The following is a 15,748-nucleotide window of genomic DNA, read 5'->3' on the forward strand; positions in this document are numbered from 1 at the left end:
ATAAACACAGGATAACTCGATGAAAGTCACTGTATTTGGTATCGGCTATGTCGGTCTGGTTCAGGCTGCGGTGTTAGCCGAAGTCGGACATGACGTTCTCTGCATTGATGTCGACGCAAATAAAGTCGAAAATCTGAAAAAAGGCATCATTCCTATTTTCGAACCAGGTTTAACGCCGCTGGTAATGTCCAATTACGAAGCGGGTCGTCTGAAGTTCAGCACTGATGCTGAGCTGGGCGTAAACCATGGTGTTATGCAGTTTATTGCCGTCGGTACTCCACCTGATGAAGACGGCTCTGCCGATCTGAAATATGTGACCGCCGTAGCGCGCACCATTGCGCAGCATATGAACGATCACAAAGTGGTTATCGACAAATCAACCGTTCCGGTTGGCACAGCAGACAAAGTTCGTGCAGTAATGACGGAAGCGCTGAAAGCGCGTGATGCCAATATCACTTTCGATGTGGTTTCAAACCCTGAATTCCTGAAAGAGGGTGCTGCAGTTAATGACTGTATGCGTCCAGAGCGTATTGTTGTCGGTACCGACAACGACGACGTGGTAGAACTGTTACGTGAGCTCTATGAGCCGTTTAACCGTAACCACGATCGCATGATCATGATGGATATCCGCAGCGCAGAGCTGACCAAATATGCAGCTAACTGCATGCTGGCAACCAAAATCAGCTTTATGAACGAGATGTCTAACCTGGCTGAACGTTTAGGCGCGGATATTGAGAAAGTACGCCAGGGTATCGGTTCTGATCCCCGCATTGGCTATCACTTTATCTATCCTGGTTGTGGCTACGGCGGCTCCTGCTTCCCGAAAGATGTGCAGGCGCTAATCCGTACCGCTGAGTCCATTGGCTATCAGCCACGTCTGTTGCAGGCCGTGGAAGATGTGAATGACAACCAGAAAAACAAGCTACCTACCTTCATCAAGCGTCATTTTGGTGACGATCTGAAAGGTAAAACGTTTGCACTCTGGGGCCTGTCATTCAAGCCCAATACAGACGACATGCGTGAGGCCTCCAGCCGTGTGCTGATGGAAACGCTGTGGGAAGCAGGCGCCTCTGTTCAGGCGTTTGACCCTGAAGCAATGGATGAAGCGCAGCGCATCTATGGTCACCGCAGCGATCTTAAGCTGATGGGTACCAAAGAAGCGGCACTGCAGGGCGCTGACGGTCTGGTTATCTGTACGGAGTGGCAAAACTTCCGTGCACCTGACTTTGACATCATCAAAAATGCGCTGAAAGAAGCCGTGATTTTTGATGGTCGTAACCTGTATGATCCAGAGCGTATCAGCAAACGCGGTTTCGTTTATTATGCAATCGGCCGCGGAGCGTCTATTCAAACTGCATAATTAACGAGGGATTTATGAACTTTCTGGTCACCGGCGCCGCAGGCTTTATTGGTTTTCATGTCAGTCAGCGTCTGCTGGCCGCCGGTCACCAGGTTGTCGGTATCGACAACCTGAATGATTATTACGACGTAAATCTCAAGCATGCCCGTCTCAATTTAATTAAAGCCGATCCGGGTTTTACTTTTATTGAGATGGATCTGGCGGACCGTGACGCAATGGCGTCACTGTTCGACCAGAACACGTTCCAGCGCGTTATTCACCTTGGTGCTCAAGCTGGCGTCCGGTACTCCATTGAAAATCCTCATGCTTATGCAGACTCCAATCTGATCGGTCATCTCAATATTCTTGAAGGCTGCCGTCATCATAAAATTGAACATCTGCTCTATGCGTCATCCAGTTCCGTTTATGGTTTGAATCGTAAGATGCCGTTCTCAACCGAAGATAGCGTTGATCATCCGGTTTCTTTATATGCGGCGACGAAAAAAGCGAATGAGTTAATGTCCCACACTTACTCGCATCTCTATCAGTTGCCGACAACCGGATTACGCTTCTTCACCGTCTATGGTCCGTGGGGCCGTCCTGATATGGCATTATTCAAATTCACCCGCGCAATGATTGCTGGTGAAGCGATTGATGTTTATAACCAGGGCCAGATGAAACGCGACTTTACCTATATTGATGATATTGCCGAAGCGATTGTTCGTCTGCAGGATGTTATTCCGCAGCAGGATGATCAGTGGACGGTTGAAACCGGTTCACCTGCAACCAGTTCAGCGCCTTATCGTGTTTATAATATTGGTAACAGTCAGCCGGTTACGTTGATGAACTATATCGAAGCGATAGAGAAAGCTCTGGGGATTACTGCGAAGAAAAACCTGATGCCGATGCAACCCGGTGATGTACTGGAAACCAGTGCTGATACCGAAGCTCTGTTTAAGGCTATTGGTTTTAAACCGCAGACGGGTGTCGAAGAGGGTGTTAAAAACTTCGTTGACTGGTACCGCGATTTTTATCGCGTCTGAATAAAAAAAAGGAAGCTTCGGCTTCCTTTTTTGTTGCGCAGCATACTGCCACTAAAGCAGCGAAGTTGCAGGCTATTACAGTAAAAAATCGTCCAGCTTTTTACCCTGTTCTTCCAGCGCTTTTTTAATCACAGCCGGTGTACGACCCTGACCAGTCCAGGTTCTGGACTCGCCTTTTTCATCGGTATAACCATATTTAGCCGGGCGTACTGAGCGTTTGCCTTTTGCCGCAGCTCGGGGAGTGACATTCAGCGTGTTAATCAGTTCATTCGGGTCGATTCCATCGGCCAGCAGCATTTCACGATACTGATTGAGCTTACGCGTGCGTTCTTCATTTTCTGCCTGAAAATGCGACTCTTCTTCGCGGCGTTCTTTTACCACCACGTCCAGTTTTTCCAGCATCTCTTCCAGTGTCTCTACGGAATACTCTCTGGCCTGGGCGCGCAGCGTACGGATATTATTAAGAACTTTTAGTGCTTCGCTCATTGTCCTGGTCTCTGAATAAGGGGAAAAGTTGTGTTGCACGCTAATAGTAGTGGTGACGTTAAATAACTTCAATCATAAAAAATTTCTGAGAACTAATTACTTTGGTGACTAAAAATAATGCTGGCTAAAAAAATCAGAGTTATGCGGAATAAAAAATATTTTCGTTTAGTCTGTTATGAAATAAATTTAATGTATTCGCGACGGTAACAAAAATGTCATTCCTTTTTTTGCGAGTAAAATAAGCAAAACTTATTCCCTCAGGTTACGAACATAACAGGCTTCTGGAACTGCGTGTGAAGGTATAAAAGGGTTGTCGTTGCGCTTTATTTACCCATCAACCGCAACGTATTGCTGACGCTTTGTGTTAATATGCGCGCCATTCTGCTCAGTCCCGATGAAGATACGCTCCTATGGCCCAACTCTATTTCTATTACTCTGCGATGAATGCAGGGAAATCGACCGCATTGCTGCAATCCTCCTATAACTATCAGGAGCGCGGCATGCGTTCACTGGTCTACACCGCTGAAATCGATAATCGCTTTGGTGCCGGGCAGGTGAGTTCCCGCATCGGACTTTCATCGCCTGCCATGCTCTACAATGCAGAGACTTCGCTCTACAGCGATATTGCCCGTGAACATGCCGCGCAGCCGATTCACTGCGTGCTGGTCGATGAGAGTCAGTTCCTCACGCGAGAGCAGGTTAAAGCGCTCTCTGATGTTGTTGATGACCTGGATATTCCGGTGCTCTGCTACGGCCTGCGTACCGATTTTCGCGGAGAACTGTTTGTGGGCAGTCAGTATCTGCTGGCATGGGCAGATAAGCTGGTTGAACTTAAAACCATCTGTCACTGTGGCCGCAAGGCCAGCATGGTGCTGCGACTGGATAGTGAAAGTAAACCGTTCAGTGAGGGTGAGCAGGTGGTGATTGGCGGTAATGAAAGCTATATCTCCGTCTGCCGCAAGCATTATAAACAGGCGATAGAGCAGGGGTCGTTGCAGGCGATTCATGGCGCGCAGACGCCGCTGAATTAATCGCGCGGTTCAGGCAATAAAAAACCCGCCGAGGCGGGTTTTTGCTATCAGACAATCAAAACATGACTGTCAGACTTTTTTGGCTTTCTTATCCAGTTTAATGCCTTTTACCGGCTGCTCAGCCACGGCTTCGGCTACGCTGGAAAACGGTTCGACAAATTCACGACCGTAAAAGGTATCGAGCATAATCTGTTTCAGCTCAGCAATCAGCGGATAACGTGGGTTTGCGCCGGTACACTGGTCATCAAACGCATCATCAGCGAGTTTGTCGACTTTCGCCAGGAAGTCCGCTTCCTGAACACCGGCTTCACGGATTGAGGTCGGGATACCCAGTTCAGTTTTGATCTCATCCAGCCAGGCCAGCAGCTTCTCAATTTTCTGCGCAGTGCGGTCTCCAGGAGCGCTCAGACCTAAGTGGTCAGCAATCTCGGCGTAACGACGGCGCGCCTGCGGACGATCGTACTGGCTGAAAGCGGTCTGTTTAGTCGGATTGTCGTTCGCGTTGTAGCGAATGACATTCGAGATTAACAGGGCGTTGGCCAGACCGTGCGGGATATGGAACTCTGAGCCCAGTTTGTGCGCCATTGAGTGACAGACCCCAAGGAAGGCGTTGGCAAACGCAATACCGGCGATAGTGGCGGCATTGTGTACGCGCTCGCGCGCCACCGGATTTTTAGCGCCTTCGGCATAGCTGGCGGGCAGGTTCTCTTTCAGCAGTTTCAGTGCCTGCAGCGCCTGTCCATCAGAGTATTCATTCGCCAGCACAGAGACATAGGCTTCCAGTGCGTGGGTAACGGCATCCAGACCGCCAAAGGCGCAGAGTGAGCGCGGCATATCCATCACCAGGTTGGCATCCACAATCGCCATATCCGGAGTTAACGCATAGTCAGCGAGTGGATATTTCTGACCTGTTGCATCATCGGTAACCACGGCAAAGGGTGTGACTTCTGAACCGGTACCGGACGTGGTGGTGATAGCTACCATACGTGCTTTGACGCCCATTTTCGGGAACTTGTAGATACGTTTACGGATATCCATGAAACGTAACGCCAGTTCTTCGAAGTGGGTTTCCGGATGTTCATACATCACCCACATGATTTTCGCAGCATCCATTGGGGAACCGCCGCCCAGTGCGATGATGACATCAGGCTTGAAGCTGTTCATCTGCTCTGCACCTTTACGTACGATGCTCAGCGTCGGGTCAGCTTCCACTTCAAAGAACACTTCTGTTTCGATGCCGTGTGATTTCAGTACGCGGGTCACCTGGTCGGCATAGCCGTTATTGAACAGGAAGCGGTCAGTAACGATAAAAGCACGTTTCGCACCGTCCGTTGCCACTTCTTCCAGCGCAATTGGCAGTGAACCCCGGCGGAAGTAGATGGATTTAGGAAGTTTATGCCACAACATATTCTCAGCTCGCTTGGCGACAGTTTTGGTATTGATCAGGTGTTTTGGACCGACGTTCTCTGAAATAGAATTACCGCCCCATGAACCACAACCCAGCGTCAGAGAGGGTGCCAGTTTGAAGTTGTAGAGGTCACCGATACCACCCTGTGACGCTGGGGTATTGATCAGAATACGCGCGGTTTTCATTTTGTCGCCGAAGTAGTGAACGCGTTCAGTCTGGTTATCCTGGTCGGTATACAGACATGAGGTGTGTCCGATACCGCCCATGGCGACCAGTTTTTCGGCTTTATCAACCGCATCCTGGAAATCTCCCGCACGATACATCGCAAGTGTAGGTGAGAGTTTTTCATGGGCGAACGGCTCAGACTCATCCACCAGTTTTACTTCACCAATCAGAATCTTCGTGCTCGGTGGCACACTGATACCGGCCATCTCTGCAATTTTGAATGCTGGCTGACCGACGATAGCTGCGTTCAGACCGCCATTCTTCAGAATGATATTCTGGACCGCACTCAGTTCAGCACCCTGCAACAGGTAACCGCCATGGCTGGCGAAACGTTCGCGTACAGCGTCATAGACCGAATCAACCACAATCACGGATTGTTCAGAGGCGCAGATCACACCGTTATCAAAGGTTTTCGACATCAGAATTGACGCAACGGCACGTTTCAGGTCGGCAGTTTCATCAATCACTACCGGCGTGTTACCGGCACCCACACCAATCGCCGGTTTACCGGAGCTGTAAGCCGCTTTCACCATGCCCGGACCGCCAGTGGCGAGAATCAGGTTGATGTCAGGGTGATGCATCAGCTGGTTTGACAGCTCCACAGAAGGGGCATCGATCCAGCCGATAATATCTTTTGGCGCACCGGCGGCAATCGCAGCCTGCAGAACAATGTCAGCCGCTTTGTTTGTCGCATCTTTGGCGCGGGGGTGTGGTGAGAAAATGATACCGTTACGGGTTTTAAGGCTGATTAGTGCTTTGAAGATAGCGGTTGAAGTCGGGTTGGTGGTCGGGACGATGCCGCAAATCAGGCCAATCGGCTCGGCGATGGTAATGGTGCCGAAAGTATCGTCAGTGGCTAATACACCACAGGTCTTTTCATCTTTATAGGCGTTATAGATATATTCTGAAGCAAAATGGTTTTTGATCACTTTGTCTTCGACGATGCCCATACCGGATTCGGCAACGGCCATCTTGGCAAGCGGGATACGGGCATCTGCGGCGGCGAGGGCAGCAGCACGGAAGATGGCGTCGACTTGTTGTTGAGAAAAGTTGGCATATTCACGCTGGGCTTTTTTTACACGTTCAACCAGTGCATTGAGTTCAGCGATATTGGTTACGGCCATGGTGTTCTCCTGAAGGAAGTTAAACTTTTTTAGTAAACAATCCTGCGTCCTGAGTATAGTCACGTTGCAATAACGCGTTTGCCCTGGGAAGAACGCCCGGATTTTCAACTGTTTACTGAACTAGTCTTCTATTGTCAGCAGCCAGAATTACTTTGCTGCCGCTAATACTTCCGTTACGAAAAGATTACCTGGTTTGGGGTAGGGCAATTTTGATTCAGATCAATTTAACCGCAAGCTGACACCTTTCAGCACCGTTTATAGTTCGTCGATTATCAAATCTGTTTACGCTTAGTGAGAACGGGTCTTGCAGCGGCTAAATCCAGTCACTTTTTAATCTCTGGCGTAAACCGCTAAAGCGACGGTAAATCATCAGGATAAATAGCTGGGCCAGCATCTGGCGTCTGCGTCTGTTTTCACATACATTAGGCGCGTTTTCCCCCTGTGGTACGGAGTAAAGTCGTGAACCCTGCGCTGTTAGATTTATCAGGCTATATAAAATTTTTTGTCGGGCTGTTTGCGCTGGTCAATCCGGTGGGAATTATTCCGGTGTTCATCAGCATGACCCGTTATCAGGGCGTGGCTGAGCGTAACAAAACCAACCTCACTGCCAATCTGGCGGTCGCGATTATTCTCTGGACGTCACTTTTTCTCGGCGATGCGATTCTGCATGTGTTTGGCATCTCGATTGACTCTTTCCGCATAGCGGGCGGGATTCTGGTTGTCACCATTGCGATGTCGATGATCAGCGGCAAGCTGGGTGAGGATAAGCAGAATAAGCAGGAAAAATCAGAAACAGCGATTCGTGAAAGCGTAGGGGTTGTGCCGCTGGCGTTGCCCCTGATGGCTGGGCCGGGCGCCATCAGCTCGACCATCGTCTGGAGTACTCGCTACAACAGCTGGCTAAACCTGCTGGGCTTTACTCTGGCGATTGCCCTCTTTGCGTTCTGTTGCTGGCTGCTGTTCCGGGCTGCGCCGTTGATGGTGCGTATTCTGGGTCAGACCGGGATCAATGTTATCACCCGCATCATGGGACTGTTACTCATGGCGCTGGGTATTGAGTTTGTGGTCACTGGAATGAAGTCCATTTTTCCTGGACTGCTTAATTAGAAGCTCACTTATTTCAGGCAGTGAAGTGAGTGCGTGAGTCGTAATGGTGCAACCGGGCCTTTTCCTGCACCATTACGATGCAATTATTCGTAATGCTTAACAGAAACATTCGATTATAAATTTCATTACTGCGTGCTGGCTCACAGACTTTTTTCCGATAAATAATGTCACTATTTTCACACGATATTCTCCTATTCATTTTTCAGTCTGCCTCATAATCTGCCAGATTAAGGTTGGTGGTCTGAATTTCATCACGTTCCAGCCAGTTTCCCCAATATAAATGCCAAAAGAGGCATGATTTTTCGCCACATGCCGCACTGAAAAAGGATTTCCCGCTAAATCACCTATTTTTCATATTGATATGATATTTTCAGGACGAAAATTAACACTTCCGCTGCCAGACATCTCATGATAAAAGAGAATTAGTTAACATTTTCGTTATTTTGCTTTGGCGCCCCTTTACTGCTTCTGATAATTTTTGGCCCAACGTGATTTTTTTTCTCCTAAAGCCCAAAGTGAGAACGCTTTTTGCTTAAGCCTATCGGGATACTTAAATAAGGTTGGCGTTTCGGATGATTGGGATAAAGAATTTACAGCAACAGCGGTCAACACTCGCAGGTGTTCTGTTCATGGCTTTTTCGCCGGCTTATGCCGCCACCGTTCCGCCGGGAACGACACTGGCCGCACAACAGCAGATCGTGATTAATAACGGAAGTGAAGTCTCCTCGCTGGATCCGCATAAAACTGAAGGCGTGCCGGAATCCAATGTTATTCACAACCTGCTGGATGGCCTGGTTAACACCGACAACAGCGGTCAGGTCGTGCCTGGGGTCGCTAAAAGCTGGGAAAATCCGCAACCCACCGTCTGGATTTTTAATCTGCGTGATGATGCGAAGTGGAGCAATGGTGAGCCGGTGACAGCCGCTGATTTCGTTTATAGCTGGCGTCGGCTGGTGGACCCGAAAACCGCATCGCCATACTCGAGCTATCCGCAGGCCGCCCATTTTGCCAATATCGATGCCATCCTTGCCGGTAAAGCATCACCCGATCAACTGGGCGTAAAAGCGCTGGATGCGCATCGGCTGCAGATTACCCTGAGCGAACCGGTGCCTTACCTGGTGGCGATGTTAGCGCATACGGCGATGAAACCGGTTTATGCACCAGCTATTAAGCAGTGGGGCGACGCCTGGACCCGTCCCGGTCACTACATCGGTAATGGCGCTTATACACTGGGCGACTGGGTGGTGAATGAAAAAATCGTCGTGAAGCGCAATCCTCAATACTGGGACAATGCACATACAGTCATTGAGCAGGGGACCTTCCTGCCGATTGCTTCTGAAAACAGTGATATCAACCGTTACCGCAGCGGCGGCACAGACATCACCAACAGTGCGGTGCCGCCGGAGATGTTTGGCAAGCTGCGCAAAGAGCTGGGCGATGAAGTGAAGGTTAGCCCGCTGCTCTGCACCTTCTACTATGAAATTAACAACAAAAAAGCACCGTTCACCGATGCCCGGGTGCGGGCCGCGCTGAAAATGACCCTCGATCGCGAGGTGATTGCCAATAAGATCATGGCCCAGGGGCAGATTCCGGCTTTCAGCCTGACACCGCCTTTCACCGCTGGCATAAAACTCACGCCGCCCGTCTGGTTCACCTGGACGCAGGCGCAGCGTAATGAAGCCGCTAAGAAGCTGTTGGCCGAGGCCGGTTTTGATGCCGCCCATCCGCTGACCTTTACGCTGCTCTATAACACCTCTGATCAGAACAAACGACAGGCGATTGCGGCCGCATCGATGTGGCAAAAAAACCTGGGTGCGAAAGTGACGCTGCAGAATCAGGAGTGGAAAACCATGCTGGAGACACGTCATCAGGCGCAGTATGACGTGGTCCGCGCTACCTGGTGTGCTGATTACAATGAGCCCTCTACTTTCCTGAACATGCTGATCAGCAACGCTTCAATTAACACCGCGTTTTACAGCAGCGCGACCTTTGATCGTCTGATGGCAGAGACGCTGACGGCGGGTAGCGAGGCGCAGCGCGCCGGGCTGTATCAGCAGGCTGAAACACAACTCGACAAAGACTCACCAATTGTGCCAGTTTACTACCGCGTAAGTGTGCGCCTGGTAAAGCCCTGGGTTGGCGGCTTTACGGGCAAAGACCCGCAGGACATGACAGACCTGAAGTACTATTTTATCAAAAAACACTGATCTGATCGCCTGTTCGGCGAGACAGACGGATAGCGCATCAGCGTACAGACCCTTTTGGGTCAATCTCCCTGGTTACAGGCCAGGGAGCCTGGAGACGGGGGACACCGGGGCAGGGCAGCGCCGCGGTGACGATAATAAAACTGGAGTGTAATAATGAACAACATCACGAAAAAAAGCCTGATTGCAGCGGGCGTGTTCGCCGCAGTAAGTACCCTGGCAGGGAATGCGGCATTCGCGGCAACCGTGCCTGCGGGCGTTGAGCTGGCCGCAAAACAGGAGCTGATTCGCGGTAATGGCGATGAAGTCCAGTCGCTCGATCCGCACAAAATTGAAGGCGTGCCGGAAGACAACGTGGCGCGCGATCTTTATGAAGGTCTGCTGGTCAATGACAGCAACGGTAAACCCATCCCGGCCGTAGCGGAAAGTTACGAAAACAAAGATTTCAAAGTGTGGACTTTCCACTTACGTAAAAATGCCAAGTGGTCCAATGGTGAGCCGGTTACCGCGCAGGACTTCGTTTACAGCTGGGAGCGTCTGGTCGATCCTAAAACTGCTTCACCGTACGCCAGCTATCCGCAGTATGGTCATATCCTGAACGTCGATGACATCATCGCCGGTAAAAAACCGATTACCGATCTGGGCGTAAAAGCCCTGGACGATCACACCCTGGAAGTCACGCTGAGTGAGCCCGTTCCCTACTTTGATAAACTGTTGATCAACTCCGTCATGTCACCGGTTTACAAGCCGGCGATTGAGAAGTTTGGCGATCAGTGGACGCAGCCCCAGAACTGGGTCGGCAACGGCGCCTTTAAACTGGACGCGCACGTCATAAACGAGCGTATTACTCTGGTGCGTAACCCGAACTACTGGGACAACGAACACACTGTGCTGAACAAAGTCACCTTCCTGCCAATCAGTTCTGAAGTCAGTGACGTTAACCGTTACTTCTCTGAGAACGGCAGCGACATGACCTATAACAATCTGCCAATTGAGCTGTTCAAAAAGCTGCAGCGTGACAACGGTAAAGAGCTGCACGTCGATCCTTATCTCTGCACCTACTACTACGAAATCAACAATCAGAAAGCGCCATTTACCGATCCTCGCGTGCGCGCAGCCCTGAAACTGGGTCTGGATCGTGACATCATGGTAAACAAAGTACTGGCGCAGGGGCAAAAGCCGGCATACAGCTACACGCCGCCATCAACCGATGGCATGGACATTCTGCCGCCAGACTGGTTCAAGTGGTCACAGGACAAACGTAATGCCGAAGCGAAAAAGCTGCTGGCTGAAGCTGGCTACACCGCCGACAAACCGCTGACCTTTAACCTGCTCTATAACACCTCCGATCTGCACAAGAAGCTGGCGATTGCTGCCTCGTCGATCTGGAAGAAAAACATCGGCGTGAACATCAAGCTGGAAAACCAGGAATGGAAAACCTTCCTGGATACCCGTCATCAGGGTAACTACGATGTGTCCCGTGCGGCCTGGTGTGCGGACTACAACGAACCGACGTCCTTCCTGAATACGATGTTGTCTAACAGCAGCAGTAACACCTCGCACTATAAGAGCGATGCGTTTGACAAAGTGATTCGCGACGCGATTAAGGCTCCGGATGCTAAAGCGCGCGCTGCGGATTATCAGCAGGCCGAGCAGATTATGGATAAAGACAGCACCATCGTACCGGTTTACTACTATGTGAATACGCGTCTGGTGAAACCGTATGTCGGTGGTTATACCGGTAAAGATCCCCTGGATAAAACACTGGATAAAGACTTCTACATTATCAAACACTAATAGCATTCAGGCTATCAGCAGTGGCGGCGCGTCTCGCGCCGCTTTTTACTTTTTTATATGTTGTGATGCAACAGCCTGGTAGGTACGGCAATGTTAAAATTCATCCTGCGTCGCTTGCTTGAAGCGCTTCCGACGCTGTTCGTCCTGATCACCATCTCCTTCTTTATGATGCGCCTGGCTCCCGGCAGCCCGTTTACCGGCGAGCGAACCCTGGCCCCGGAAGTGATGGCCAACATTGAGGCGAAATATCACCTCAACGATCCCATTGGTAAGCAGTATGTTGATTACCTGTTGCAGCTGGCGCATGGCGATTTTGGCCCTTCGTTTAAATACAAAGATTATTCTGTCAACTATCTGGTTGCGCATGCGTTCCCGGTCTCAGCCAAACTCGGCCTGGCCGCGTTCCTGCTGGCGGTGATACTGGGCGTTACGGCGGGCGTGATTGCCGCGCTGAAACAGAACAGCGTGTGGGACTTCGTGGTCATGGGGGTGGCAATGACCGGCGTGGTGATACCCAGTTTCGTGGTCGCGCCGCTGCTGGTGTTACTGTTCGCCATCACCCTGAAATGGCTGCCTGGCGGCGGCTGGAATGGCGGCCAGTGGAATTACATGCTGCTGCCGATGGTGGCGCTGTCGCTGGCTTATATCGCCAGTATCGCGCGTATCACTCGTGGATCGATGATTGAAGTGATGCACTCCAACTTCATCCGCACTGCACGCGCTAAAGGCTTACCGCTGCGTCGCATTGTGCTGCGACATGCGCTGAAACCCGCGCTGCTGCCCGTTATTTCTTATATGGGACCGGCCTTTGTGGGCATCATCACCGGCTCGATGGTGATCGAGTCGATCTACGGTCTGCCGGGTATCGGTCAGCTGTTTGTAAACGGTGCGCTAAACCGTGACTACTCACTGGTTATGAGCCTGACCATTCTGGTCGGTTTACTGACCATTCTGTTTAACGCGATTGTTGACGTGCTCTATGCCGTTATCGATCCAAAAATTCGTTACTGATTGCGGAGTTCGCCATGATGTTAAGTAAGAAAAACAGCGAAGCTCTTGATGCGTTCAGTGAGAAGCTGGAAGTAGAAGGGCGTAGTCTCTGGCAGGACGCGCGTCGTCGTTTTATCCACAACCGTGCAGCCTTAATCAGCCTGCTGGTGTTGTTAGTGATCACGCTGTTCGTGATTTTTGCCCCGATGCTGGCGCATTTCACTTACGATGATACCGACTGGTCAATGATGTCCTCACCGCCCGATACCACATCCGGTCACTGGTTCGGCACCGATTCATCGGGACGTGACATACTGGTCCGTGTGGCCATCGGGGGTCGTATCTCACTAATGGTGGGCGTAGCGTCTGCGCTGATCGCAGTGATCGTCGGTACGCTGTATGGCTCAGTTGCCGGTTACCTGGGCGGCAAAACCGACTCGGTGATGATGCGTATTCTGGAAATCCTCAACTCCTTCCCGTTTATGTTCTTCGTCATCCTGCTGGTGACCTTCTTTGGCCGCAACATCCTGCTGATTTTTGCCGCTATCGGCATGGTCTCATGGCTGGATATGGCGCGTATTGTGCGCGGCCAGACGCTGAGTCTGAAGCGCAAAGAGTTCATTGAAGCGGCGCATGTCGGTGGGGTATCAACCTGGAAAATCGTGGTGCGTCACATCGTACCGAACGTTCTGGGTGTGGTGGTGGTTTACGCCTCGCTGCTGGTGCCGAGCATGATCCTGTTTGAATCCTTCCTGAGTTTCCTGGGTCTGGGTACACAGGAGCCGCTGAGTAGCTGGGGCGCATTGCTCAGCGACGGGGCCAATTCGATGGAAGTGTCGCCGTGGCTGTTGCTCTATCCGGCAGGCTTCCTGGTGGTCACGCTGTTTTGTTTCAACTTTATTGGCGATGGCCTGCGTGATGCCCTCGACCCGAAAGATCGTTAAGGAGTTTCCCGATGACTATTCATGAATTCCAGCCAGCGATGGCGGCCCGCGCGGGAAGCGAACAGCTACTTACGGTCAAAGATTTGCGCGTGACCTTTGGCACGCACGATGGGGATGTCACCGCCGTCAACGACCTGAACTTTTCGCTGCGCGCCGGTGAGACGCTGGGCATTGTCGGCGAATCCGGTTCGGGCAAGTCACAAACCGCCTTTGCCCTGATGGGGCTGCTGGCAAAAAATGGTCGCATTGGCGGCTCAGCGATGTTCAACGGCAAAGAGATATTGAATCTGCCCGAGAACAAGCTCAATAAGCTGCGCGCCGAACAGATTGCGATGATCTTCCAGGACCCGATGACCTCGCTGAACCCCTATATGCGGGTGGGCGAGCAGTTGATGGAAGTGCTTAAGCTGCACAAGGGGATGAATAGCGCGCAGGCGTTTGAAGAGTCGGTGAGAATGCTGGACGCGGTGAAAATGCCGGAAGCGCGCAAGCGCATGAAGATGTACCCGCATGAGTTCTCCGGCGGGATGCGTCAGCGCGTGATGATCGCCATGGCGTTGCTGTGCCGTCCTAAACTGCTGATTGCCGATGAGCCTACCACCGCGCTGGATGTCACGGTGCAGGCGCAGATTATGACGCTGCTCAACGACCTGAAGCGCGAGTTTAACACCGCCATTATCATGATCACACACGACCTCGGCGTGGTGGCAGGGATCTGCGACAAAGTGCTGGTGATGTACGCCGGACGTACCATGGAGTATGGCAGCGCCCGCGATGTCTTCTATCAGCCCGCCCATCCTTACTCTATTGGCCTGCTTAATGCGGTGCCGCGTCTGGATGCGATCGAAGGTGAAACCCTGACCACCATTCCGGGCAATCCTCCGAACCTGTTACGTCTGCCGCAGGGCTGTCCATTCCAGCCACGTTGTCCGCACGCGATGGATATCTGCACCCAGGCACCGCCGCTGGAACCCTTCGGCAATGGCCGTCTGCGCGCCTGCTTTAAGCCGGTGGAGGAGTTAGTATGAGCACCGTAGCTGAAAAAAGAGTGTTACTGGAAATCGCCGATCTCAAGGTGCATTTCGACATCAAAGACGGCAAGCAGTGGTTCTGGCAGCCGTCAAAAACCCTGAAAGCGGTAGACGGTGTCAGCCTGCGCCTCTATGAAGGGGAAACGCTGGGCGTGGTGGGCGAGTCTGGCTGCGGTAAATCGACGCTGGCACGCGCCATTATCGGTCTGGTAAAAGCTACAGACGGTCGTGTCGCCTGGTTAGGCCGCGATCTGCTGGGTCAGAGCGAAGAGGAGTGGCGTAAAGCCCGCAGCGATATCCAGATGATCTTCCAGGATCCGCTGGCGTCGCTAAACCCGCGTATGACCATCGGCGACATCATCGCGGAGCCGCTGCGCACCTATCATCCGAAAATGGCACGTCAGGAAGTTAAAGACCGCGTCAAAAATATGATGATGAAAGTGGGGCTGTTACCTAACCTGATTAACCGCTACCCGCATGAGTTCTCGGGTGGTCAGTGTCAGCGTATCGGTATTGCCCGCGCGCTGATTCTGGAGCCGAAGCTGATTATCTGTGATGAGCCGGTGTCCGCGCTGGACGTCTCGATCCAGGCGCAGGTGGTGAACCTGCTGCAGCAACTGCAGCGCGAAATGGGCTTATCCCTGATCTTCATCGCGCACGATCTGGCGGTAGTGAAACACATCTCTGACCGGGTGCTGGTGATGTATCTGGGTCATGCGGTGGAGCTGGGGACCTACAAAGAGGTCTACACCAATCCACAGCATCCTTACACCCGCGCGCTGATGTCTGCCGTGCCGATTCCCGATCCGGACAAGGAGAAGAACAAGCAGATTCAGCTGCTGGAAGGGGAGCTGCCGTCGCCGATCAATCCGCCATCAGGCTGCGTGTTCCGCACCCGCTGTCCGATTGCCGGCCCGGAGTGTGCCAAAACCCGGCCGTTGCTGGAAGGCAGTTTCCATCATGCGGTCTCCTGTCTGAAAGTCGACCCGCTATAATGCAAAACGCCGGGCAAATGCCCG

Annotated in this window: 12 protein-coding genes; 10 read left to right on the forward strand and 2 right to left on the reverse strand. The window is 51.8% G+C overall.

All coding sequences use genetic code 11. From position 1 onward, the window contains the following. Positions 1 to 19: 19 nt before the first annotated feature. Together ACR8BF_RS08715 and ACR8BF_RS08720 are read left to right on the forward strand one after the other, a co-directional pair. Positions 20 to 1,360: a UDP-glucose dehydrogenase family protein gene (locus ACR8BF_RS08715; RefSeq protein WP_090960487.1), complete on the forward strand. Its 1,341-nt coding sequence runs from the start codon at positions 20 to 22 to the stop codon at positions 1,358 to 1,360. 14 nt (positions 1,361 to 1,374) lie between these two features. Then, complete coding sequence (locus ACR8BF_RS08720) at positions 1,375 to 2,382, forward strand: NAD-dependent epimerase (RefSeq protein ID WP_292992348.1); 1,008 nt, start codon at positions 1,375 to 1,377, stop codon at positions 2,380 to 2,382. A 75-nt stretch (positions 2,383 to 2,457) separates the two neighbouring features. Here the strand turns inward: ACR8BF_RS08720 and hns are convergent, their stop codons facing one another. Further along, complete coding sequence (hns, locus tag ACR8BF_RS08725; protein WP_179895606.1) at positions 2,458 to 2,868, reverse strand: histone-like nucleoid-structuring protein H-NS; 411 nt, start codon at positions 2,866 to 2,868, stop codon at positions 2,458 to 2,460. A 410-nt stretch (positions 2,869 to 3,278) separates the two neighbouring features. Between hns and tdk the strand changes: the two genes are divergently transcribed. Continuing rightward, positions 3,279 to 3,899, forward strand: coding sequence for a thymidine kinase (tdk, locus tag ACR8BF_RS08730; protein WP_292992349.1), 621 nt, complete (start codon positions 3,279 to 3,281; stop codon positions 3,897 to 3,899). Positions 3,900 to 3,968: 69 nt separating this feature from the next. Here tdk and adhE read toward each other — a convergent pair whose 3' ends face one another. After that, positions 3,969 to 6,656 carry a bifunctional acetaldehyde-CoA/alcohol dehydrogenase gene (gene adhE, locus ACR8BF_RS08735; protein WP_434745872.1) on the reverse strand — a complete coding sequence of 896 codons (2,688 nt, stop codon included), beginning with the start codon at positions 6,654 to 6,656 and terminating at the stop codon, positions 3,969 to 3,971. Between the two features lie 459 nt (positions 6,657 to 7,115). On the opposite strand from adhE, the gene ACR8BF_RS08740 reads away from it, so the two are divergent. The 7 genes from ACR8BF_RS08740 (at position 7,116) to oppF (ending at position 15,724) form a co-directional block, all read left to right on the forward strand. Next, positions 7,116 to 7,763 carry a YchE family NAAT transporter gene (locus ACR8BF_RS08740; RefSeq protein WP_179895609.1) on the forward strand — a complete coding sequence of 216 codons (648 nt, stop codon included), beginning with the start codon at positions 7,116 to 7,118 and terminating at the stop codon, positions 7,761 to 7,763. A gap of 629 nt (positions 7,764 to 8,392) precedes the next feature. Continuing rightward, positions 8,393 to 9,970, forward strand: a complete 1,578-nt coding sequence (locus ACR8BF_RS08745) for an ABC transporter substrate-binding protein (RefSeq protein WP_255434105.1) — start codon at positions 8,393 to 8,395, stop codon at positions 9,968 to 9,970. A gap of 153 nt (positions 9,971 to 10,123) precedes the next feature. Next, on the forward strand, positions 10,124 to 11,764 hold the full coding sequence (gene oppA / locus ACR8BF_RS08750; RefSeq protein WP_179895611.1) for an oligopeptide ABC transporter substrate-binding protein OppA: 1,641 nt from the start codon (positions 10,124 to 10,126) through the stop codon (positions 11,762 to 11,764). A 90-nt stretch (positions 11,765 to 11,854) separates the two neighbouring features. Further along, a complete protein-coding gene (oppB, locus tag ACR8BF_RS08755) occupies positions 11,855 to 12,775 on the forward strand; it encodes an oligopeptide ABC transporter permease OppB (protein WP_179895612.1) in 921 nt (306 codons plus the stop codon). Between the two features lie 14 nt (positions 12,776 to 12,789). Next, positions 12,790 to 13,698 (forward strand): oligopeptide ABC transporter permease OppC, encoded by a 909-nt coding sequence (oppC, locus tag ACR8BF_RS08760; RefSeq protein WP_179895613.1) that lies wholly within the window; start codon positions 12,790 to 12,792, stop codon positions 13,696 to 13,698. A gap of 11 nt (positions 13,699 to 13,709) precedes the next feature. Continuing rightward, complete coding sequence (locus ACR8BF_RS08765) at positions 13,710 to 14,726, forward strand: ABC transporter ATP-binding protein (protein ID WP_090960516.1); 1,017 nt, start codon at positions 13,710 to 13,712, stop codon at positions 14,724 to 14,726. After that, positions 14,723 to 15,724 (forward strand): murein tripeptide/oligopeptide ABC transporter ATP binding protein OppF, encoded by a 1,002-nt coding sequence (gene oppF, locus ACR8BF_RS08770; protein WP_136196291.1) that lies wholly within the window; start codon positions 14,723 to 14,725, stop codon positions 15,722 to 15,724. Before ACR8BF_RS08765 ends, oppF begins: the two co-directional genes overlap by 4 nt. Positions 15,725 to 15,748: the final 24 nt, after the last annotated feature.

This window comes from Candidatus Pantoea rara, assembly GCF_051136265.1.
Taxonomy (GTDB): domain Bacteria; phylum Pseudomonadota; class Gammaproteobacteria; order Enterobacterales; family Enterobacteriaceae; genus Pantoea; species Pantoea rara.